Origin of the sequence: Mesorhizobium jarvisii, from assembly GCF_003601985.1 — a bacterium.
GTDB lineage: Bacteria > Pseudomonadota > Alphaproteobacteria > Rhizobiales > Rhizobiaceae > Mesorhizobium > Mesorhizobium jarvisii.
Window position 1 is genome coordinate 50,369 of record NZ_QZXA01000001.1, and the last position, 21,053, is coordinate 71,421.

19 protein-coding genes and 1 tRNA gene are annotated in these 21,053 nt (G+C 63.0%); 15 read left to right on the forward strand and 5 right to left on the reverse strand.

Going from position 1 to position 21,053, the window contains the following annotated elements:
• The first annotated feature begins 108 nt into the window (after positions 1 to 108).
• Positions 109 to 1,485, forward strand: coding sequence for a TIGR03808 family TAT-translocated repetitive protein (locus D3242_RS00255; RefSeq protein WP_064982949.1), 1,377 nt, complete (start codon positions 109 to 111; stop codon positions 1,483 to 1,485).
• Here the strand turns inward: D3242_RS00255 and D3242_RS00260 are convergent.
• Complete coding sequence (locus D3242_RS00260; RefSeq protein WP_064982951.1) at positions 1,478 to 2,482, reverse strand: asparaginase; 1,005 nt, start codon at positions 2,480 to 2,482, stop codon at positions 1,478 to 1,480. The genes D3242_RS00255 and D3242_RS00260 overlap by 8 nt on opposite strands.
• A gap of 29 nt (positions 2,483 to 2,511) precedes the next feature.
• On the reverse strand, positions 2,512 to 3,678 hold the full coding sequence (locus tag D3242_RS00265; protein WP_027046640.1) for an acetyl-CoA acetyltransferase: 1,167 nt from the start codon (positions 3,676 to 3,678) through the stop codon (positions 2,512 to 2,514).
• Between the two features lie 199 nt (positions 3,679 to 3,877).
• On the opposite strand from D3242_RS00265, the gene betI reads away from it, so the two are divergent.
• From betI to betB, 5 genes are all read left to right on the forward strand, one after another.
• Complete coding sequence (gene betI, locus D3242_RS00270) at positions 3,878 to 4,468, forward strand: choline-binding transcriptional repressor BetI (RefSeq protein WP_064982953.1); 591 nt, start codon at positions 3,878 to 3,880, stop codon at positions 4,466 to 4,468.
• Positions 4,465 to 5,994: a choline-sulfatase gene (betC, locus tag D3242_RS00275; RefSeq protein ID WP_064982954.1), complete on the forward strand. Its 1,530-nt coding sequence runs from the start codon at positions 4,465 to 4,467 to the stop codon at positions 5,992 to 5,994. Before betI ends, betC begins: the two co-directional genes overlap by 4 nt.
• Complete coding sequence (locus D3242_RS00280; protein ID WP_081296015.1) at positions 5,994 to 6,995, forward strand: threonine/serine dehydratase family protein; 1,002 nt, start codon at positions 5,994 to 5,996, stop codon at positions 6,993 to 6,995. Before betC ends, D3242_RS00280 begins: the two co-directional genes overlap by 1 nt.
• Positions 6,988 to 8,640 carry a choline dehydrogenase gene (gene betA / locus D3242_RS00285; RefSeq protein ID WP_019857084.1) on the forward strand — a complete coding sequence of 551 codons (1,653 nt, stop codon included), beginning with the start codon at positions 6,988 to 6,990 and terminating at the stop codon, positions 8,638 to 8,640. The genes D3242_RS00280 and betA overlap by 8 nt, the downstream gene beginning before the upstream one ends.
• 78 nt (positions 8,641 to 8,718) lie before the next feature.
• Positions 8,719 to 10,182: a betaine-aldehyde dehydrogenase gene (betB, locus tag D3242_RS00290; protein WP_064982958.1), complete on the forward strand. Its 1,464-nt coding sequence runs from the start codon at positions 8,719 to 8,721 to the stop codon at positions 10,180 to 10,182.
• A gap of 7 nt (positions 10,183 to 10,189) precedes the next feature.
• Here betB and D3242_RS00295 read toward each other — a convergent pair whose 3' ends face one another.
• Positions 10,190 to 12,430: a mannose-1-phosphate guanylyltransferase/mannose-6-phosphate isomerase gene (locus D3242_RS00295; protein WP_064982960.1), complete on the reverse strand. Its 2,241-nt coding sequence runs from the start codon at positions 12,428 to 12,430 to the stop codon at positions 10,190 to 10,192.
• 42 nt (positions 12,431 to 12,472) lie between these two features.
• A complete protein-coding gene (locus tag D3242_RS00300) occupies positions 12,473 to 13,372 on the reverse strand; it encodes a LysR family transcriptional regulator (protein WP_064982961.1) in 900 nt (299 codons plus the stop codon).
• Positions 13,373 to 13,473: 101 nt separating this feature from the next.
• Between D3242_RS00300 and D3242_RS00305 the strand changes: the two genes are divergently transcribed.
• The 9 genes from D3242_RS00305 to D3242_RS00345 all read left to right on the forward strand — a co-directional run bounded on the left by D3242_RS00305 (position 13,474) and on the right by D3242_RS00345 (position 19,370).
• Complete coding sequence (locus D3242_RS00305; protein ID WP_064982963.1) at positions 13,474 to 14,358, forward strand: NmrA/HSCARG family protein; 885 nt, start codon at positions 13,474 to 13,476, stop codon at positions 14,356 to 14,358.
• Between the two features lie 75 nt (positions 14,359 to 14,433).
• Positions 14,434 to 14,510, forward strand: a tRNA-Pro gene (locus tag D3242_RS00310).
• A gap of 417 nt (positions 14,511 to 14,927) precedes the next feature.
• Positions 14,928 to 15,380 carry a pyridoxamine 5'-phosphate oxidase family protein gene (locus tag D3242_RS00315; RefSeq protein ID WP_019857079.1) on the forward strand — a complete coding sequence of 151 codons (453 nt, stop codon included), beginning with the start codon at positions 14,928 to 14,930 and terminating at the stop codon, positions 15,378 to 15,380.
• 33 nt (positions 15,381 to 15,413) lie between these two features.
• A complete protein-coding gene (locus D3242_RS00320) occupies positions 15,414 to 16,061 on the forward strand; it encodes a DUF6064 family protein (protein ID WP_064983552.1) in 648 nt (215 codons plus the stop codon).
• 487 nt (positions 16,062 to 16,548) lie between these two features.
• Positions 16,549 to 17,055: a hypothetical protein gene (locus D3242_RS33240; protein WP_147377437.1), complete on the forward strand. Its 507-nt coding sequence runs from the start codon at positions 16,549 to 16,551 to the stop codon at positions 17,053 to 17,055.
• Between the two features lie 121 nt (positions 17,056 to 17,176).
• Positions 17,177 to 17,458, forward strand: a complete 282-nt coding sequence (locus D3242_RS00330) for a hypothetical protein (protein ID WP_019857076.1) — start codon at positions 17,177 to 17,179, stop codon at positions 17,456 to 17,458.
• A 585-nt stretch (positions 17,459 to 18,043) separates the two neighbouring features.
• Positions 18,044 to 18,259, forward strand: a complete 216-nt coding sequence (locus D3242_RS00335) for a hypothetical protein (protein ID WP_038652355.1) — start codon at positions 18,044 to 18,046, stop codon at positions 18,257 to 18,259.
• Positions 18,260 to 18,263: 4 nt separating this feature from the next.
• A complete protein-coding gene (locus tag D3242_RS33415; RefSeq protein WP_064982967.1) occupies positions 18,264 to 18,701 on the forward strand; it encodes a hypothetical protein in 438 nt (145 codons plus the stop codon).
• A 324-nt stretch (positions 18,702 to 19,025) separates the two neighbouring features.
• A complete protein-coding gene (locus tag D3242_RS00345) occupies positions 19,026 to 19,370 on the forward strand; it encodes a hypothetical protein (protein WP_064982969.1) in 345 nt (114 codons plus the stop codon).
• A 46-nt stretch (positions 19,371 to 19,416) separates the two neighbouring features.
• On the opposite strand, the gene D3242_RS00350 is transcribed toward D3242_RS00345, so the two are convergent.
• Entirely contained in the window at positions 19,417 to 21,036 is a 1,620-nt protein-coding gene (locus D3242_RS00350; RefSeq protein ID WP_064983554.1) for an ABC transporter ATP-binding protein, read from the reverse strand.
• Positions 21,037 to 21,053 lie beyond the last annotated feature (17 nt).

A 21,053-nucleotide genomic window follows, 5' to 3' on the forward strand; every position in this document is an offset into this window, starting at 1 on the left:
GCCTGAACCTAGGCCTCGAGCGGCTGCTCGACAAGTCATTGTGAAAAAGGAACGGAACGTTTGGCACGATTCCTGCGACGTCAGGTTGAACGCTGGGATTCTGTGCCGATGTTGAACAGACGAACGCTGCTAACCGGAACCGCCGGCTTTGCCGTTGTGGGCCTTGCGCTCGGCAAAGCGGCGGCCGCCGGCCTGACCGGTATCGAAAAAGCCTCGATGCGCGGTTCCATCAATGCCACCGAGCTCGGCGTACAGCCCGGCACATTCGACGACCAGAGCAAGGCCTTCGCCAAGCTGCTGCGCGACGCGAACAGCCGGGACATGCCGGTGTTCCTGCCGGCGGGCACCTATCTGGTGTCCAATCTCTCGCTACCCGGCCGCGTGCGCCTTTCCGGCGTGCCGGGCGCGACGCGGATCGTCTATGGCGGCGACGGCCATCTCTTCATGGCCGAACAGGCCGACCATGTCGAACTGAGCGGGCTGGTCTTCGACGGTTCGAACCGCTCGATGGGCGACTATGCGCAAGGGCTGCTCGATCTGCGCCGGGTCGGCCATCTCGTCGTCGACAATTGCCAGATAACCGGCAGCGGCAAGAACGGGCTGGCGCTGGAACATGCGACAGGCCGCATCGAACGCTCCGACATATCGGGCGCGGCGGACGCCGGCATCTATTCGGTCGAGGCGGCCGGACTGACGATATCAGGCAACACGGTCTCCGACTGCGCCAATGGCGGCATCCTCGTGCATCGCTGGCAGGCGGCCGAAGACGGCACCATGGTGACCGGCAACCGCGTCGAACGCATCGGCGCGCGCAGCGGCGGGACCGGCCAGAACGGCAATGGCATCAACGCTTTCCGCGTCGGCAACGTCATCATTTCGGGCAATGTCGTCTCGGATTGCGCTTTCTCGGCGATCCGCGCCAACAGTTCCAGCAATTTGCAGATTTCCGGCAATACCTGTTCGCGCTCGGGCGAGACCGCGGTCTATTCCGAATTTTCGTTCGAGGGTGCGGTCATCAGCAACAACATCGTCGATGGCGCGGCCAACGGCATCTCGATCGTCAACTTCAACGAAGGCGGCCGCATGGGTGTCTGCTCCGGCAACATCGTGCGCAATCTGTCGACCAGCGGCCCCTACACGGCCGATCCGCCCGGCTTCGGCGTCGGCATCGGCGTCGAGGCAGACACCATCGCTTCCAACAACGTCATCGAGAACGCGCCGCTCTACGGCATGTCGATCGGCTGGGGACCGTATCTGCGCAATGTCGTGGCCACCGGCAACATCATCCGAAAGGCCGGCACAGGCATCGTCGTCAGCGTGGTCGAGGGTGCGGGCACGGCCGTCATCTCCGACAACGTCATCGACGGCGCGGTGAACGGCGCCGTCATCGGCCAGCGCTGGGCCGAGCCGGTAACAGCCGACCTGACCCAGTTAAGCAGCAGCGGTTTTGCGCATTTGACCGTTGAGCGCAACCGCGTCAGTTGAGGGCGGCAGTCGGCCTCACCGCGCCTACCTTGGCTCCGATCCGGCTTTGGATCGGCGCGTTTGCCAGTTCAGTGAGCTTCGCCGCCAGGGCCTGGTCCGCGCGCAGCAGCTTGGCGAGGACGGCGGCGACCATGGCTTCACTGGCGCGGTGGGCGCCATCATCGCATTTGAGCGCGATACCGAGGCCAAGCTCCGGAATTGCGGCACAATGGACACCTTCGGCGCCGCCTTTCGCAAAGATCCGCCCAGGTGCTGCTTCCATCAGCGCGACGTCTTCGCGGCCGGTGCCGGCGACATAGAAGGGTTCTGCCATACAGGCCGCCAGCAGCCGCTTTGCCGCCTTGGCCCGCTCGGGGCCGAAACCATTTGTGGTGGCCATGCGGGCAAAGCCGAGCGCGAAGCTCCTGAGCGGCACCGCATAGGTCGGGATCGAGCAGCCGTCGGTCGCCCGCTCATCAGCGCCATGGACGGCACCTGTGACCGACTGCATCGCGTCGCGCACCATCTCTTGCAGTGCGTGCCCCGCCTTGACGTAGCCACTGTGCGCAATGCCGGAATGGACGCAGGTGCAGAGGAAGCCGGAATGTTTTCCTGAACAGTTGTTGTGCAGCGCATTGGGCAAATCGCCGGTGCGGGCGAGTGCAATCTCGGCAGCATGGTTTGAAGGCCAATGCGCGCCGCATTCGAGCGCTGACCCATCGAGCCCGGCCCTGGCCAGCATGGATCGCGCCAGTTCGACATGCGCCGGTTCGCCCGAATGCGACGCGCAGGCCAGCGCCAGCTCACGGTTGCCGAAACCATAGACGTCGGCAGCACCGGTTTCCACCAGCGGCAAGGCCTGGATTGCCTTGACCGCCGAACGCGGGAACACCGGCTTCGAGGTGTCGCCAATCTCCAGGACCGGTTTGCCGTCGGCGTCGAAGACCGCGACAGCCCCGCGATGCGCGCTCTCGACGATCGCGCCGCGCAGAACCTCGATCAGAACCGGATTTGCCATGCCACCTCCAACGAATGTTGGGGGGCGGTTTACCTGATCCGGTCGAGAATGGAAACGTAGTTGGCGACCGCGGCCCCACCCATGTTGAAGATGCCGCCAAGCTTCGCACCCGGCACCTGGATGCCGCCGGCTTCGCCGACAAGCTGCATGGCGGTCAAGACATGCATGGAGACACCGGTGGCGCCGATCGGGTGGCCCTTGGCCTTCAGCCCGCCGGAGGGATTGACCGGCAGGCGGCCGTCCTTGGCCGTCGTGCCATCAAGCGCCAGCTTCGCGCCCTCGCCGGGCTTGGCCAGGCCCATCGCCTCGTATTCGATCAGTTCGGCAATGGTGAAGCAGTCATGCGTCTCGACAAAAGACAGGTCGTTGAGCGTCACGCCGGCGTTCTTCAGCGCGCGGGTCCAGGCCTGCTCGCAGCCCTCGAAAGCCAGGATATCGCGCTTCGACATCGGCAGGAAATCCTGCACATGTTCATTGGCCCTGAAGGCAACTGCGCGGCGCATCTTCAGCGCAGTGGCCGTATCGGCGAGGATAAGAGCGGCGGCGCCGTCGGAGACCAGCGAGCAGTCGGTGCGCTTGAGAGGACCGGCGACGAAGGGGTTCTTCTCGCTCTCCTGCCGGCAGAAATCATAGCCGAAATCCTTGCGCATCTGCGCATAGGGATTGTCGACGCCGTTCTTGTGGTTCTTGGCGGCGATCATGGCGAGCGCATCGGACTGGTCGCCATAACGCTGGAAATAGGCCTGTGCGATCTTGCCGAAGACACCGGCGAAGCCAGCGGGTGTCTCGCCGTCTTCAGGCAGATAGGATGCTTTCAGCAGGTTCTTGCCGATCTCGGGTCCGGGCGTCGTCGTCATCTGCTCGGCGCCGACCACCAGCACGATGCGGGCAGCGTTGGCGTCGATTGCACGGATGCCTTGCCGGACCGCCGCCGATCCCGTCGCGCAAGCATTCTCGACTCGCGTTGCCGGCTTGAAGCGCAGCCGGTCGTCGGCCTGCAGCACCAGGCTCGCGGTGAAATCCTGCGCAGAGAAGCCGGCGTTGAAATGGCCAAGCACGATCTCGTCGACCTCGTCCGGACCGATGCCGGCATGGTCGAGCGCATCCGTCGCGACCTTGACGATCAGGTTTTCGAGCGTCTCGCCCTCAAGCTTGCCGAAGCGCGAATGCGCCCAGCCAACGATGCATGCGGTCATGGCGGTCTCCATCCTTGGCGCCAGCCTAGCATACCGGGCTCATGGCGCACTTCGCCTTTATTGTTCAAAGATAAACATTCTCGTCCACACGTGAAGGGCCGGAACAGGATAATCGCTTGGTACAGGTCGCGCTCACGTCGATTTTTTGTTGATTGACCCGTCAATAAAAAATAATCTCCGCGCAAAGATCGGGAACAGCATGCCAAAAGTCGGAATGGAGCCACTGCGCCGCAAGGCGCTCATCGACGCGACGATCTCGGCGATCGGCGAGCGCGGCTCGCTTGACGTGACCATGTCCGAGATCGCCGGGCGCGCCGGTGTGTCCTCGGCCCTTGCCCATCACTATTTCGGCGCCAAGGACGAATTGCTGTTCGCGACGATGCGGCACATCCTCGCCGAACTGGCCATCGACATGCGCCGCGCCCTGCAATCCGCCAAGTCCCCGCGCGAACGCGTTTCCGCCGTGGTCGCCGTCAACTTCTCCGACATCCAGTTCCAGGCCGAAACCATCGCCGCCTGGCTTGCCTTCTACGTCGAGGCGCAGAAATCATCGGCGTTGCGCCGATTGCTCAAGATCTATGCGCGGCGGCTGCATTCGAACCTGATGAGCGGGCTGACGGGCATCCTGCCCAGGGCCGAGGCCGACCGCGCCGCCGAAGCGACAGCGGCGATGATCGACGGGCTCTACATCAGGCGTGCGCTGAAGGATGGCGTGCCCAACGCCGCGACCGCGATCGCGCTGGTCGAGGACTATCTCGAAACCAAACTCGGCGAGCGGCAAAAACAGTGACAGCGAAGCGACCCAATTTCCTGATCGTCATGGTCGATCAGCTCAACGGGACCTTTTTCCCCGATGGGCCCGCGGATTTTCTGCATGCGCCAAACCTCAAAGCGCTCGCGGCGCGGTCGGCACGTTTCAGGAACAATTACACCGCCTCGCCGCTCTGCGCGCCAGGCCGCGCCTCGTTCATGAGCGGCCAGCTGCCGTCGCGCACCGAGGTCTATGACAACGCCGCCGAATTCGCCTCGTCGATCCCGACCTTTGCCCATCATCTGCGCGCCGACGGCTATCACACCGTGCTGTCGGGCAAGATGCATTTCGTCGGACCGGACCAGTTGCACGGCTTCGAGGAGCGGCTGACCACCGACATCTATCCCGCCGATTTCGGCTGGACGCCGGACTACCGCAAGCCCGGCGAGCGCATCGACTGGTGGTATCACAATCTGGGCTCGGTGACCGGCGCCGGCGTCGCCGAAATCTCGAACCAGATGGAATATGACGACGAAGTCGCCTTCCACGCGGTGCAAAAACTCTACGACTTCGCGCGCATCTCCGACGATGCGGCGCACCGGCCCTGGTGCCTGACGGTTTCTTTCACCCATCCGCACGATCCCTATGTGGCGCGGCGGCAGTACTGGGATCTCTATGGGGATTGCCCGGCGCTGGAACCCGAAGTGGGTTTCATCCCCTATGACAGCCAGGACCCGCATTCGCAGCGGCTCTACAAGGCGTCCGACTACGACAGTTTCGACATCACGGCAGAACAAATCCGCCGCTCGCGGCGCGGCTATTTCGCCAACATCTCCTATCTCGACGACAAGGTCGGCGAACTGCTGTCGGTGCTGGAACGCACGCGCATGCTCGACGACACGATCATCCTGTTCTGCTCAGACCATGGCGACATGCTCGGCGAGCGCGGCCTGTGGTTCAAGATGTGCTTCTTCGAGGGCTCGGCGCGGGTGCCGCTGATGATCGCCGGCAAGGACATTCCCGCCGGCCTGATCGAGGCGCCGGTCTCCAATCTCGACGTGACGCCGACGCTGTGCGATCTCGCCGGCATCGACATGAGTGCGATCGCGCCATGGACCGACGGCCAGTCGCTGCTGCCGCTGCTCAATGGAAAGCCACGCACCGCGCCAGTGATGATGGAATATGCCGCCGAGGGCTCCAACGCACCGTTGGTGGCGATCCGCGAAGGCCGCTACAAGTTCGTCCATTGCGAGATCGATCCGCCGCAACTCTATGATATCCAATCCGACCCGCATGAACTGAGCAATCTCGCCGCCGATCCGGCACATGCCGGTCTGGTGGCGGCTTTCCTAGAAAAGGTGCGCGCACGCTGGGACATGGTGGCCTTCGATGCCGCCGTGCGCGCCAGCCAGGCGCGGCGCTGGGTGGTCTACCCGGCGCTGCGCAACGGCACGCACTACCCCTGGGAATTCCAGCCGCTTCAGAAGGCCTCGGAACGCTACATGCGCAACCACATGGATCTCAACGTGCTCGAAGAGCAAAAACGCTTTCCGCGAGGCGAATGATGGCAGGCCTTCTCGTCCCTTCGCTGGCCCATCTCAAACAGGCCTATGCCGTCACCTCCAGGGCGACGCAGATCACGCCGCTGCTGGAATCGGCCGCACTGGCCAGGGAGACCGGTGCGGCCCGCGTCTTCGTCAAGCCGGAATCGCTGCAATGGGCCGGAACCTTCAAGATACGCGGCGCCTATTGGCGGCTGAAGCGGCTGTCGGCCGACGAGGCGAGGAACGGCGTCGTCGCCTATTCCTCCGGCAACTTCGCGCAAGGCCTGGCGGCCGCCGGCCAGGCGCTCCGCATTCCCGTCACCATCGTCATGCCGATCGATGCGCCGGCCGCCAAGCGTGACGCGACCGCAGGCTATGGTGCGCGCGTGGTGCTGACCGATCACGGCGAGCGCGCGCGTGAAGAGGTCGCCGCGGCCAAGGCGCGCGAGATCGCCGAGACGGAAGGGCTGGCCCTGCTGCATCCCTTCGACGATCCGGAGATCGTCGCCGGCCAGGCTGGCGCCGGGCTGGAAGCGCTCGACCAGCTTGAGGCCAAGGGTGCCAGCGCCGATCTGTTGTTCTGCGCGGTCGGCGGCGGCGGGCTGATCGGCGGCGTTTCGCTCGCCTTCCACTATCTGTCGCCGGCGACAGAGATCATCGGCGTCGAGCCCGAAGGTTTTGATGGCATGGGCTCGTCGCTGGCGCATGGCAGCATCGAGACCATGCCGATAGGCCCGAAGTCGATCTGCGACGGGCTGATGTCGCGACGGCCGGGCGACGCGCCGTTCGCGGCGGTCAAGACCGCAGGTGTTCGCGGCATCACCGTCGACGATCAATCGGTGCGGCGTGCCATGCGGATCGCCTTCGAGCGGATGAAGCTGGTGCTGGAGCCGTCCGGGGCTGCGTCGCTGGCGGCGCTGCTCGGCGGCAAGGTGGACGTGGCGGGTAAGACCGTCCTTGTTGTGGCTACCGGCGGCAATGTCTCGCTCGCCGATTTTATGGCGCATATGAACCATGCTTGAAGCGGATTTCGTTATCATCGGCTCCGGCTCGGCCGGCTCGGCCATGGCCTATCGCCTGTCGGAAGATGGCAAGCATTCGGTCATCGTCATCGAATACGGCGGCAGCGATATCGGGCCGCTGATCCAGATGCCGTCGGCGCTGTCGATCCCGCTCAATATGAGCCTCTACGACTGGGGTTTCGCCAGCGAGCCGGAACCGCATCTCGGCGGCCGCGTCCTTGCGACGCCGCGTGGCAAGGTGATCGGTGGCTCGTCCTCGATCAACGGCATGGTCTATGTGCGCGGCCATGCCCGCGACTTCGATCATTGGGCCGAAGAGGGTGCAACGGGTTGGGGCTTCGCCGACGTGCTCCCCTACTTCAAGCGCATGGAGGACAATGACGGCGGCGAGGACGGCTGGCGCGGACATGGCGGGCCGCTGCATGTGCAGCGCGGTTCGCGTAAAAATCCGCTCTACGGCGCCTTCGTCGAAGCCGGCCGTCAGGCCGGGTTCGAGCTGACCGACGACTACAACGGCTCCAAGCAGGAAGGTTTCGGGCCGATGGAGCAGACCATAAGCGGTGGCCGCCGCTGGTCGGCTGCGTCAGCCTATCTGAAGCCGGCGCTCAAGCGGAAAAACGTGAGTCTGGTCAAGGGCTTTGCCCGTCGGGTGATCATCGAGAATCAACGCGCCATTGGCGTCGAGATCGAGGCTCACAAACAGATTCAGGTCGTTAAGGCGCGACGTGAAGTGATCGTCGCCGCCTCGTCGATCAATTCGCCCAAAATCCTGATGCTGTCCGGCATCGGACCGGCCGAACATTTGCGCGAAAACGGCATTGCCGTGGTCGCCGACCGGCCCGGCGTCGGCCGCAATCTACAGGACCATATGGAGCTTTATATCCAGCAGGAATCGACCAAGCCGATCACGCTGAATTCCGTGCTGAACCCGTTCTCCAAGGCACTGATCGGAGCACAGTGGCTGTTCTTCAAGTCCGGCCTCGGCGCCACCAACCATTTCGAGGCCGCCGCCTTCGTGCGCTCGCGCGCCGGCGTCGATTATCCAGACATCCAGTACCACTTCATCCCGGCGGCAGTGCGCTATGACGGCAAGGCGGCGGCGAAGTCGCACGGCTTCCAGGCCCATGTCGGGCCGATGCGGTCGAAGTCGCGCGGCGCGGTGACGCTGCGCTCGCCGGATCCGAAAGCGAAGCCGGTGATCCGCTTCAACTACATGTCGCACCCGGACGACTGGACCGAGTTCCGCCACTGCATCCGGCTGACCCGCGAAATCTTCGGCCAGTCGGCGTTCGACGCTTTTCGCGGCCAGGAAATCTCGCCGGGCAGCCATGTGCAGTCGGACGATGATCTTGACGTCTTCATCCGCGACCATGCCGAGAGCGCCTACCACCCCTGCGGCACCTGCAAGATGGGCCGCGCCGACGATGTGATGAGTGTTGTCGATCCGGAATGCCGGGTCATCGGCGTCGACGGGCTGCGGGTCGCCGATTCCTCGATTTTCCCGCGCGTCACCAACGGCAATCTCAATGCGCCGTCGATCATGACCGGCGAGAAGGCGTCCGACCACATCCTTGGCCGCACGCCGCTGGCGCCGTCCAACCAGGAGCCATGGATCAATCCGCGCTGGCAGGTGTCGGACAGATAGAGCATGATCCACCTGTCAGATTGAGCCGTCCCTAGATTGAGACGTCCCTTTTGGGGCGCAGACATTCGGAGACTACCCATGCGCGCCCAGCCCACGGCATCGCACTATGTCAACGGACGCTACATCGACGACGAGCAAGGGGCGCCGTTGCCGGTCATCTATCCGGCCACAGGCGAGACCATCGCCATGCTGCGTTCGGCGACGCCGAATGTGCTGGAACTCGCCGTCGAGGCCGCGCGGGCCGCGCAGCCGGCCTGGGCGCGGCTGAAGCCGGTCGAGCGTGGACGCATCCTGCGCCGGGCCGCCGACATTCTGCGTGCCCGCAATGCCGATCTCGCCCGCATCGAGACGCTCGACACCGGCAAGGCGATCCAGGAAACGCTGGTGGCGGACGCACCATCGGCCGCGGACTGCCTTGAATATTTCGGCGGCGCGGTCGCCGCCTATAATGGCGAGGCCGTCGACCTTGGCGGGCCCTTCGCCTACACGCGGCGCGAGGCGCTTGGCGTCTGCGCCGGCATCGGCGCCTGGAACTATCCGATCCAGATCGCCGGCTGGAAATCCGCACCGGCGCTGGCCATGGGCAACGCCATGGTGTTCAAGCCGTCGGAAAACACGCCGCTGTCAGCGCTGGCGCTGGCTGAAATCTACAGCGAGGCCGGCCTGCCCGACGGGCTGTTCAACGTCGTGCAGGGCTATGGCGATGTTGGCGCGGGCCTTGTCGGCCACGATGTCGTCGCCAAGGTTTCGGTCACCGGCTCGGTGCCGACCGGGCGCAAGGTGCTGTCGCTTGCCGGTTCGAAGATGAAGCACGCGACGATGGAGCTGGGCGGCAAGTCGCCGCTGATCGTCTTCGACGATGCCGACATCGAAAACGCCATTGGCGGCGCCATGCTCGGCAATTTTTACTCCACCGGCCAGATCTGCTCTAACGGCACGCGGGTCTTCGTGCAGAGCGGCATTCATGACCGCTTCGTCGAGCGGCTGGTCGAGCGGACGAAGAAAATCCGCATCGGCGACCCGCTCGATCCCGAAACGCAGATGGGACCGCTGATCTCCAAGGCACAGCATGAAAAGGTCGTCGGCTATATCGCGGTCGGCAAGCAGGATGGCGCTGTTCTGGCCTGTGGTGGCAACGTGCCTTCGCTGCAGGGTTTCCAGGGCGGCTTCTTCGTCGAACCGACGGTGTTCACCGGTGTCACCGACACGATGCGCATCGCCCGCGAGGAGATTTTCGGACCTGTCATGAGCGTGCTGAAATTCGACGGCGAGGACGAGGTGATTGACCGCGCCAACGACACCGAATTCGGCCTCGCCGCCGGTGTCTTTACCCGCGACCTGCCGCGCGCCCACCGCGTTATCGCCGAGCTGCAGGCCGGCACCTGCTGGATCAATGCCTATAATCTGACGCCGGTGGAAATCCCCTTCGGCGGCTTCAAGCAGTCCGGTATCGGCCGCGAGAATTCGCTGGCGGCGCTGGCTCTCTATTCGCAGCTGAAGTCGATTTATGTCGAGACTGGGGACGTGGCGAGCCCTTATTGAGCCGAACCTAGACCGCCTTCTTCGCCGTCCCATCCAGATACTGCGTCAGGGCGGAGACCAGATGATAGAAGATGCTGGCCGGCACGTCGGTCGCCAGCGAACGGCCGCGTTCGTCGATGCGATCGATCCAGAGGCCCAGCGGCGCCGGGTCGATGTGCCAGCGGAAAAGCCGGCCGACACGGGCTTCGATCTCGGGCTTCAGGTCGGGACCACCTGAGCCGTCCAACGCGATCGCCGCCTTGATGGCTTCGGCCTGCGGCCAGCTGCGCGAGATCAGGTCGAGCGGCAGGCCCTGCCTGGAGACGGCGCCATAGGCAAGGCCGGTGGCCCGGTTGAGGCCGTTGGCGATGGCCGAAGCGTAAAGTTTCCTGGCGAAGCCACTCAGTTCGGCCTGGCCGCTGCGTTCGGCGAAATCGACCAGGAGCGAAGCCCATTCGAAATGATGGCCTGGCTCGGTCCAGCCCCCTTTTTCGCCGGCGGCCGGTTTCCATTCGGCATCGAAATATTCGCCGAGCGTCCAGCTCTCGGCGTCGAAGAAATGGCTGCGGAAGAGGTCGATGATGCGAGCCGCGCGGCGCAGATGGGCGCGCTCGCCGGTCGCCTGATACCAGGCGAGGAAGGCCTCCAGCAAATGCATGTGTGGGTTTGAGCGCCGCGCACCCTCTCCGTCCGACGTCTCGAGGAAGCCGGTCATGCGGCTGTCCTCGAGATGTGCGTCGAGGAAGGCAAAGGTTTCCTCACCGAGCCGCAAGGCATCGGGATTGCCCGACATATGCGCATGCGCCAGCGCCAAGAGCACGCAGGAATGATCGTAGGCGTCTTCCGTGGCGTCGGCGACAGCGCCGTCGACGTTCAGCGTGCGCACCCAACCGCCGCGTTCGGTGCGGCCCTTCCCTGCCATGAAGTCGATGCCATGCGCGATCAGACGCTCGGCCGGGCCAGTCCAGCCGCGCTCCTTGGCAACCGCAAAGGCATAGACCTGACGGGCCTGCGTGCGCATGCGCTTCGGCTTCATCAGCGGGGAGCCGTCGAAGCCAAGCGCTTCATGGAAGCCGCCATGGCGCTCGTCGACGCCCGATGTCGACCACAGCGGCAAGGTTTCCTGGAACAGCCAGTGGTGCACGCGCCGCCGCCAGGCGCCGCTTTCGATGACGCGATTGTGCGCCGGGGTGAACCGGGTTTCCAGCCGGCCCGATTTCTCGAGCTGCTCGACCACCTTCTTGACATGCTGGCTGTGGCTGACCGGGGCGACGAAAGTGGCATCGGCCGTCGAAACGATGGCGACGTCCTTCATGCCGATCGCCGACAAGAGGCGCCCTTCGCTGCGGATGTAGGAGTTTTCGCAATCGATGGCGACGACATCGCCGACAATGACATTGCCCTGGTCGTCGGCAGGGCCGACATCGAGCAGCGACTGCCAGGAGCCGAGATCGTTCCAGCGGAAACCGGCGGGCACCATAGCGATGTCCCGCGCCCGCTCCATGATGGCATAGTCGATCGAATTGGACGGGATGGCCGCGTAGAGCTCGAGCGGCATGTAGAGGCCGGACAGATCCGATGTCGCCGCCTTGTAAGCGGCTTCGGTCGCCTGCCAGATGTCCGGCTGGAACACAGCGAAAGCGTCGCGCATGGCAGCGGCGCGAAACAGGAAGATGCCGGTGTTCCAATAGAAGTTTCCGGCTTCGAGATAACCCTGCGCGGTCGCCAGGTCCGGCTTTTCGACGAAGCGCGAAACGTCTGATACCCCGCCCTTCTCGGCGGAGACCTCGATATAGCCATAGCCGGTTTCGGGCTGCGTCGGCTTGATGCCGAACACAACGAGCCGGCCGGCGCGCGCCGCCTCGGCGCCTGCCTCGACGCTCTGCCAGAATTGCCCTGCCGTCGATATTTCGTGATCCGACGGCACCACCAGCACCAGGCTGTCGCCGAATTCGGACAAGGTGCGCAGCGTTGCAAGGGCCACCGCCGCGGCGGTGTTGCGCCCTGTGGGCTCGAACAGCGGACCGCCGCCGGCAAGATCGAGGCCGGCGAGATCGGCATGGACGCGGTCGGCGTGACGCTCCGAAGCGATCAGGAAGATCGGAGTTTGACCGTCGGGCCTTGCCGCCAGGCGGCGCAAGGTCTTGGCCAGCATCGAGCCATCACCCGAAAAATCGTGAAACTGCTTCGGATTGTCCTCGCGCGACAATGGCCAGAGCCGCGAGCCGACGCCGCCGCTCATGACAAAACTGACGATGCGCTGACTCATTGGGGTCTCGCTGAGAAGTTGGTCGGAGGTAGCAGACATGCCTTAAGCCCTGTTTGCCCGATTGGAAATCCGCTCGACCGCCAGGTCGATGAAGGCCTTGACCAGGGGTGAAAGGTGCCGGCTGCTGGGAAAGAGAACGTGCAGGCCGCCAGCCGGCGTCGTGTAGCCGTCGAGAACGCGCCGCAACCGCCCCTCGTTGATCAGCCCGTCGGCCATCGGCTGGGGCAATTGGGCGATGCCGAAACCCGCGAGCGCGGCCGCCACCACCGCCTGCATCTCATTGGCGGCGAATCGCCCGGCGACCACGACAGTTTCCTGGCCTTGTGGTCCATCCAGCACCCAATGAGCGCCTGAGACCGACGGGCCCGCGATGACGCATCGATGGCGGGCAAGATCGGCCGGGCCTTCCGGCATCCCGTAACGTGCGAGATAGTCATGGCTGGCGCAGAGCAGCCTGTGCGTGGAACCCAGCTTGCGAGCGATGAGCGTCGAATCCTCAAGCCTTCCGGTGCGGAAGGCGAGGTCGATGCCGTCTTCGATCAGGTTGAGCTTGTCGTCGGTGAGGCGCAGCTCGACATTGGTCTTCGGGTACAGGGTCAGAAAGTCGACCACGGCGCGGATGAGGAAGTGACCGCCAAAACCAACCGGGGCCGAAATGCGGATCGTGCCCGAAGGCTCCGCCCTCGCCTCCGCAAGACGCAGGTTCGCCTCCTCGATCGTCCGCAGCCCCTGGCTGCTTTGCTCATAGTAGAGACGCCCGGCATCCGTCAGGTTGAGGCTGCGTGTGGTGCGCTGCAGCAGCCGCACGCCGACCTCACGCTCGAGCGCGGCGACACGGCGGCTGACGGTTGTCTTGGGCATGGCCAGCAGGCGAGCTGCAGCGGTGAAGCTGCCGGCTTCGACGACGCGGGCAAATACGACGACATCGTTGAGATCGACCATTGTATTCATCAATGAGACAACATTTCCCAATTATAGGCAATTATGCATCAATGAGATAGAACCTAATTTTGCTCCTGACAAACCGACAAGGAGCAAATGAGATGACCAGCAAACGAAGCATTCTTGTGACCGGCGCCACAGGCCAGCAAGGCGGCGCCGTTGCGCGCGCCCTGCTGTCCAGGGGCCATCGCGTCAAGGCTCTGACGCGCAAGCCCGACAGCGATGCAGCACGGCAACTGGTCGCGGCGGGTGCCGAGGTCGTGGCCGGCGATCTTGCCGACGCAGCCTCCATCGTGCAGGCCGCAAAAGGCGTCGACACCATGTTCCTGATGGGTAACAGCTACGAGGCCGGACTTGAGGAGGAGACCCGTCAGGGGATCCTTGCCGCCGACGCAGCGAAGGCCGCCGGCATCGGACACCTGATCTATTCATCCGTCGCCGACGCCGACAAGCAGACCGGAATTCCGCATTTCGAAAGCAAGTATCTGGTCGAACAACATGTCAGGCAGCTTGGCATTCCCCATACGATCAGCGCGCCGGTCGCCTTCATGGAGAACGCCGTCGCACCGTGGTCGACCGGTGCGCTCAGCCAAGGCACTCTTGCCTTCGCCATGCCGCCGAAGCGTGTCCTCCAACTGGTTGCGCTGGCGGATATCGGCGCCTTCGTCGCCGCGCTCGCAGAGCGGCGGGAACAGGTGTTCGGCAAGCGCTATGACTTCGCCGGGGACGAATTGTCCGGCGAGGAGCAGGCAAAAATCCTGACCAAAGCCATCGCCCGTCCGATCCGCTATCAGGAGATCCCGATCGCTGCAGCCCGCCAGCAGAGCGAGGACGCGGCACTGATGTTCGAATGGTTCGATCGCGTGGGTTACGACGTCGATATCGCTGCCTTGCGCAGGCAATTTCCCGAGGTGCGGTGGCACGGTTTTGCCGACTGGGCGCGCGCGTTCGACTGGAGCGCCAGCGGCCTGCGCAGCGAAAGCTGATGAAATGCGACAGAAGCGCTGCCATTGCCGCTTGCAGGAATGAAGTGTGGCGGCTATAAGCCCGCCGTCTGGTCACGGAGTGTAGCGCAGCCTGGTAGCGCACCTCGTTCGGGACGAGGGGGTCGCAGGTTCAAATCCTGCCACTCCGACCAGAAAAAACAGATACTTAAATATCTGTTTCTCCCGATACCCCACAGGTTGGGATCGCGTTTCGCGCCCAGCGGGAGCGTAACGCTATTTCCTTCCTGCTCTCTGCAATCCTGCTCTGCGGTGTGCCGATCGTTCTGGACGGCGACACGATCGTGCTCGATGGGACGCGTGTCCGAATCGCCAGTATCCACGCCGTGAGATCCATCACTTCCATTGCGATGCGGAGCTGCCGCTTGGGTCAACGTCATCGCCGCCACCGCCCGGCCTTACAGCCAATACCGTGCTGACGCATGATAGGTTGCGGGGCAGTTTGGTGCCGCAAGCTCATCTGCCGCGCTGGGTCTATTTGACCCGCATCAAAGCTGGCCGATCCCCGTTTGCACTACCATGGCCACGTCCTGCTGTTTTGGGGATCGACCATGGATCAGAAAATCAGAGACACAATTCTCAATCTGTTGAGCACGCACCGTATCATGACGGTTGCCACTTTACGGCCTGACGGCTGGCCCCAGGCCACCACCGTGGGATATGTGAACGATGGCTTGACCCTCTATTTCCTGTGCGGTCTTGAGAGTCAAAAGGCCAAGAATCTGGCGAGGGACAACCGGCTTTCCCTCACGATTGACCATGACACCGCCGATCTGATGGCGATCACTGGCCTGTCGATGGCAGCCCACGCCGAACCCGTGCTGGACCGTGCCGAAGCGGAGAAGGTTCTCAGCATGTTGCCGTTGAAATACCCGGACGCCCCGCCCTTGCCGATGAAGATGCCAGGCCCGGATGAGGTTCGGATATTTCGGGTGATGCCGACGATCGTTTCGGTGCTCGACTACACCAAGGGCTTTGGACACACGGACCTTGTCGCCTACTGACGCAACGCCTTCCTGCACAGTTTGGACATGAACATGCCATTCGGTGTCGAACAGTTCTTTGCAGTCTTCACCGCTTACAACAGGGCGATCTGGCCGACCCAGATTGTCGCCTATGCCTTGGGCGCGTTTGCCGTCGGTGCGATATTGAGCGGTCGTTCTCCTGCCCGCGAAAGGATCGTTTTCGCTGTCCTGTCATTTCTGTGGGCATGGAATGGGGTGGCTTATCAGTTGCTGTTCTTTTCGCCGGTCAATCCGGTGGCAAAAGTATTTGCCGGGCTGTTCATTGCCCAGGCCGCTCTCTTCGCTATGTATGCCGTCATCGGTCCTCCAGAACTCAGATTCGAGCTTCGATCGGGCTGGCAATCAATTGCCGGCTTAGCGCTGATCCTATATTCGTCGCTCGTCTACGAAATTCTTGGGATAGCGGCCGGCCATGGCCTGATGAATGGACCGTTGTTCGGAGTGGCGCCGTGTCCAAGCACGATCTTCACGATCGGCTTGCTGTTGCTGCTTAGAGGTCGATCTGTGGTGCCGCTGTCGGTGATCCCTGTCATCTGGGCCCTGATAGGCACCGGTGCGGCGCTGATGCTTCAAGTCCGCGAAGATTTCGGCCTCGCAATAGCGGGCCTTATTCTAAGCGTCAGTCTCACTTCCGACTGGCTGCGATACCCACAATCGTGATGAGTGAAAGCTTCGCCGCCCAGCGCGCGAGCCGAGCGGGAACAAAACTGCCGCTGTGAACAACACATGGCGGCAACCAAGGAAGCCCGGAGCAGCGCCCTCCGGTTATCGCCAACGCATTGCGGCAGGTGGGGTTGTTGAAAACGCCGACGCATTAGGCCGCTGCAGTCTGTCGGTCATCGGGAATGAATTTTCATTCGCCGCGCGGCATTCAACAACGCCGCGCCATTTGCCTCGATCCTGTCTACGAGTTCGCTGGCAATAACCTCCTTGCCATCGTTTTGCTCTTCTGCCGATAGCCCGCGGCGCTTTCGCATTGTCCGCTTCGGCGACGGAGGGTCGATGGACATAGCTGACGTCGCGCTTATCGCAGGCCGAAGAAGCTCAATATCGCTATGACGATGACCACCGCTCCGACGAGCCAAATGATATTGTTCATGATCTTTCTCCGTTGCCTGGAAAAGCCCGCGCCTGTGGTGGAGGAGCGTTGGCCGACCAGCCGTTCCCGACTGATCTTCAGGAGACCCCAAGGGATGGTGTCTCCTGCAAGGGAGAACTATTAGGCAAGCCTAATGTTCCATCGCTTGGCAAGATCGAGAAATGGCCCTGCAATTGCTTTTATATTAGCTGCGTTGCATGTTTCTCTGAGGAATGCCAGAACGCCGGTGACATCGGAGCCGATATGAAAGGACTGGTTTTCGCAGCAGCGGTATTTGCATTTGCCTGCCATTGCGCGCCCTCTCGGGCGGACGATGAGCGGTCATGCCAGATCATGGCAGCCGCAGCCCTGCTTTCCGGGAAGACCAACTGCAGAGACGGCGACATCGCCACCATCTCCGGCGTCACCACCAAAGAGGTGCCGGAAGCGATAGCCAGGTATTGCGATTTTTGGGCACAGATCGTCGTGCTGCCCGGCGCGAGCGCGTCCGATGCATCGAGCCATTTCGTCCTTTGCAAGTACCGTCAGCGAGAGGCGGCCCCTTCCCAGCCTTAGCCCATACGCTTCGTCCACTCGGTCTGCCGCAGGCGGTTCGACGGTCCTGGGATACCCGGAACCAAAGGGCCTAGCAGCAGTTATCCAACGAAGGGCTAATCAAGGTAGCGGAGAAATTGCAATGAAATCAATGATCATGTGCGCTTTGGCGCTTTCCATCGGGTTGCCGGCTGTCGCTTCGGCGGCCGAAGCCGACGTGATCATCAGGACTCACCATCGCCACCACAGCAACGTCAGGATCATCAACGAGGACGGTCAGCGACTGCATCACCGCCACCATGGTACGGTGGCTTTCTACGATCACGGCCGCCGGCATCATCGCCCCGACGCCGTCGTTGTTACGAGTTCGGTCTACAAGCACCATCACCGCCGCCCCGTGGTGATCCAAAACAACGATTACTGATCGACCCAAGGCCCGGCTCGTTATAGCCGGTCCTTCTGCATGAAATCTGACATGTCGCTGGTGACCTGGCGTGCCGACACACGGCATCATCAACGGACCGTCGTGTGAATACGATGCCATTCAGCCTCTCCGAAAAAAGGTCGAGGAATCTCGCCACGTAGGCTGGAATGCCGGCTACGGCGCCTGCAGATATTTAGGGTTCGCCCGCCACGCGAACGTGGCGGGCGAACCCTATTGGCGCAGGAAGGGACGTAGCTGCGCCAAATACTGTCGGATGGTCAGCCAAAGGCTATTCCAATCGCCATGAAGGTGATGGGCATGGCGAAGATCACCGCGAGCAACCAGCGCGCTTGGCCAACACTCTTGTCCATCAGCTTCCTCCCGAACGTGTAGCCGACAACGGCCACGAACGGTGGCTGTTCCAAGCAGCACCACAGGCAGGACCATTGCATTTTGCAGCCGGACTAAAGTCCGGCTCTCTATCGGACCGAAGCCCAGCTAGGGAACGTTTTCGCTGCGACCCTGTTTCAAGTGGTTGGGCGCGGGGACGATCAAACGAGGAAGCGAAACTGGATGAACGTCACCATGTCTGGCAGTGAGGCCATACAATCCGATGTCTTGGGGGTGCGAGTAGCTGACCTCAAGGTCAGAATGCGGCAGGCCCGGATTACCATGAGCGAAATGAAGACCTTCCAAAAGGTCGCGGCCATGATGGTCGACGGACGAGGCAGCATTGACGGCGACGACTTGATCGCCGCGTCCTTCGTTGCGGACATGTCCCTGGACGAGAAAACGTTCTGAGACCATGCGGACAATCAGCAAGCTTTTTGATTCCCACGCCGAAGCCGCCCAGATTGCTGGAGAGCTGGTGGCGGTCGGTGTTCCTCGCGTTCAGGTTGCCATTATCGGGCCCTACCAGGACGAACTAACAGTCCTAAGGTCTCCAAGTGTCATCCTTTGTGCCGTCGGTGCGGCATTGGCTTGCCTGAGCGCCCTCGCGGTCTACGGCGTCAGTTCTGTTCCGGCCGGACTGCCGGCAACAGCACTGGTTTGCGCGGTCTGCGGCGGCGGCGCCGGCGGGCTGCTCGGTGCCTTCTTGACCACAGCGGCAAGGTCGGATGATCGGAGCGTTGCCGAGGGCATCGTCTTGGTGACGGCGCATGTCGATGAAAATGAAACCGGCATCGCCCAGGCTGTGCTGGGCGGTTGCGCTCCCACCGCATTCATCGCCGAAGCAGCCTGACTTTCAGGCAGGCTGAACGAACGGCGCGGCAGGACGGCCGGGCGCCACAGCAGCGCGAGCCGCTGAGATCGCGCCGGGGCAAGGATCGAGGAAAGGCCGCCCCGGCGTCAACCGGGGCGGACTCTCTTCGTTTCCAGTGATTGAAATTAGACACTCGACGGACACCAACTTCAGGTGGCCGAGAACGTTCCCACATCGGCTGGCCCGGTGGTCCCACGCCCGTAGGGCTCCTTTCGCGAGCCCAATCTTTGACGAAATAATCGTCGGCTCCAGATAGTTCGGTGGATATGATGAAGCCAGTGAAACGGTGAGCCGGGTGTGGATATGAACTTGATCGCGACGACGACCTCGACCCCGACTCTTATGCTTGCAGTGCTTCTCGTTACCGGCTGTTCGTCGATCGGCAGGACCGCCGATCCGGCGACGTACGATAAGATGAGCTGCGCCGAGCTCAACAGCGCGCTGGGTGAGAACGCCATCGAAATCTCACAAACCGCCATCACCCGCGGCAAGGTCGCCAACACCAGTGTTCCGCGCTGGCTGCTTGGTGGTTCGCGCGTGAAGACCGCCGTCGCCAATCGTGAGACCGCCAGGATCGATCGGCTGAAACAGCGGCAGGATGCCATTGGCGCCGTGCGGGCGCGCAAATGCTCCAGGTCAGCGGGCTGAGCGAACGGACGCCGCCGTGATGATTGCCCTCACCTGAAGCGACGTCTCAGGCGCTCAGCCGAAAGCGCGTCACATCGATCGCCGCATTCATCAGCGTCTGCGTGTAGGGCGCTTGCGGGTTGCTGAAGATTGCCTCGGTCGGCCCCTCCTCGACGATCTTGCCCTGCTTCATGACGATGATGTAGTCGGCCATGGCGCGCACCACGGCGAGGTCGTGGCTGATGAACAGGTAGGACAGTTCATGGTCCGCCTGCAGCTTGCGCAGGAGTTCGACGATCTGTTTCTGCACCGAGCGGTCGAGCGCCGAGGTCGGTTCGTCCAGCACGACCATTTTGGGCTTCAGGATCATGGCGCGGGCAATGGCGATGCGCTGCCGCTGGCCGCCGGAGAATTCGTGCGGATAACGGTTGCGGGCGTTGGGATCGAGGCCGACTTCAAGCAAGGCCTCGACCGCGCGCTGGTCGCGCCGCTTGCCTGAAAGGTTGGGCTCATGCACCAGCAGCCCTTCGGTGATGACTTGGCCGACGGTCATGCGCGGCGACAGTGAGCCGAACGGATCCTGGAAGACGAGTTGCATCTGGCGCCGCAGCGGCCGCATCGCCTGGCGGTCGGCGGTCGAAATGTCGCGATCGCCGAAACGGATCAAGCCATCGCTCGGCAGCAGCCGCAGCAGGGCGCGGCCAAGGGTCGATTTTCCCGAACCGGATTCGCCGACAATGCCGATGGTCTGGTTACGCTGCAGCCGGATCGAAATGTCGTCGACGGCGCGCAGCATCAGCGGCTCGCCGGCCAGAAACCCGCCGCCGATCCTGAATGTGACCTCGACATGCCTGCCTTCGAGCACCACGGGGGCATTGGCGGGCGGCGGCGCCTTGCTTCCCGTCGGCTCGGCCGCCAGCAGCATCTTGGTATAGGCGTGCTGCGGGTTGGCGAAGATCGCTCCCGCCTCGCCCTCCTCGACCACCTCGCCCTGGCGCATGACATAGACGCGGTCGGCGAAGCGCCGGACGATGCCGAGATCGTGGGTGATGAAGACGATGGCCATGCCGAGCTTGCGCTGCAATTCGGCGAGCAGCATCAGGATCTGCGCCTGAATGGTCACGTCGAGCGCCGTGGTCGGCTCGTCGGCGATCAGGATGTCCGGATCGTTGGCGAGCGCCATGGCGATCATTACCCGCTGGCGCTGGCCGCCGGACATTTCATGCGGGTAGGATTTCATCCGCCGCTCCGGATCGGGAATGTGCACCAGCCGCAAGAGCTTGAGCGCCTCTTCGCGCGCTTCGGCGGCATTCAAGCCGCGATGCCTGCGGATCGGTTCGATCAGCTGATTGCCGATCGAATAGAGCGGATCGAGCGAAGTCATCGGCTCCTGGAAGATCATGCTGATCTTGGCGCCGCGGACCTTATTCAGGTCGGATTTGCTCAGCGTCAGCAGGTTGCGGCCACGATAGTCGACGCTGCCCGTGGCCTCGCCGTTCGAGGCGAGCAGGCTCATCGCCGCCATCATGGTCTGGCTCTTGCCGGAACCGGACTCGCCGACCACGGCGACGGTCTCGCCCGCATTGACGTGGATGTTGATGCCCTTCACCGCTTCGACCGCGCCGTCGAGCGTGCGGAAGCGGACGCGCAGGTCCTTGACGCTGAGGATCGTTTCGGGAGTGGCCATGTCAGCGGTGCCCATCT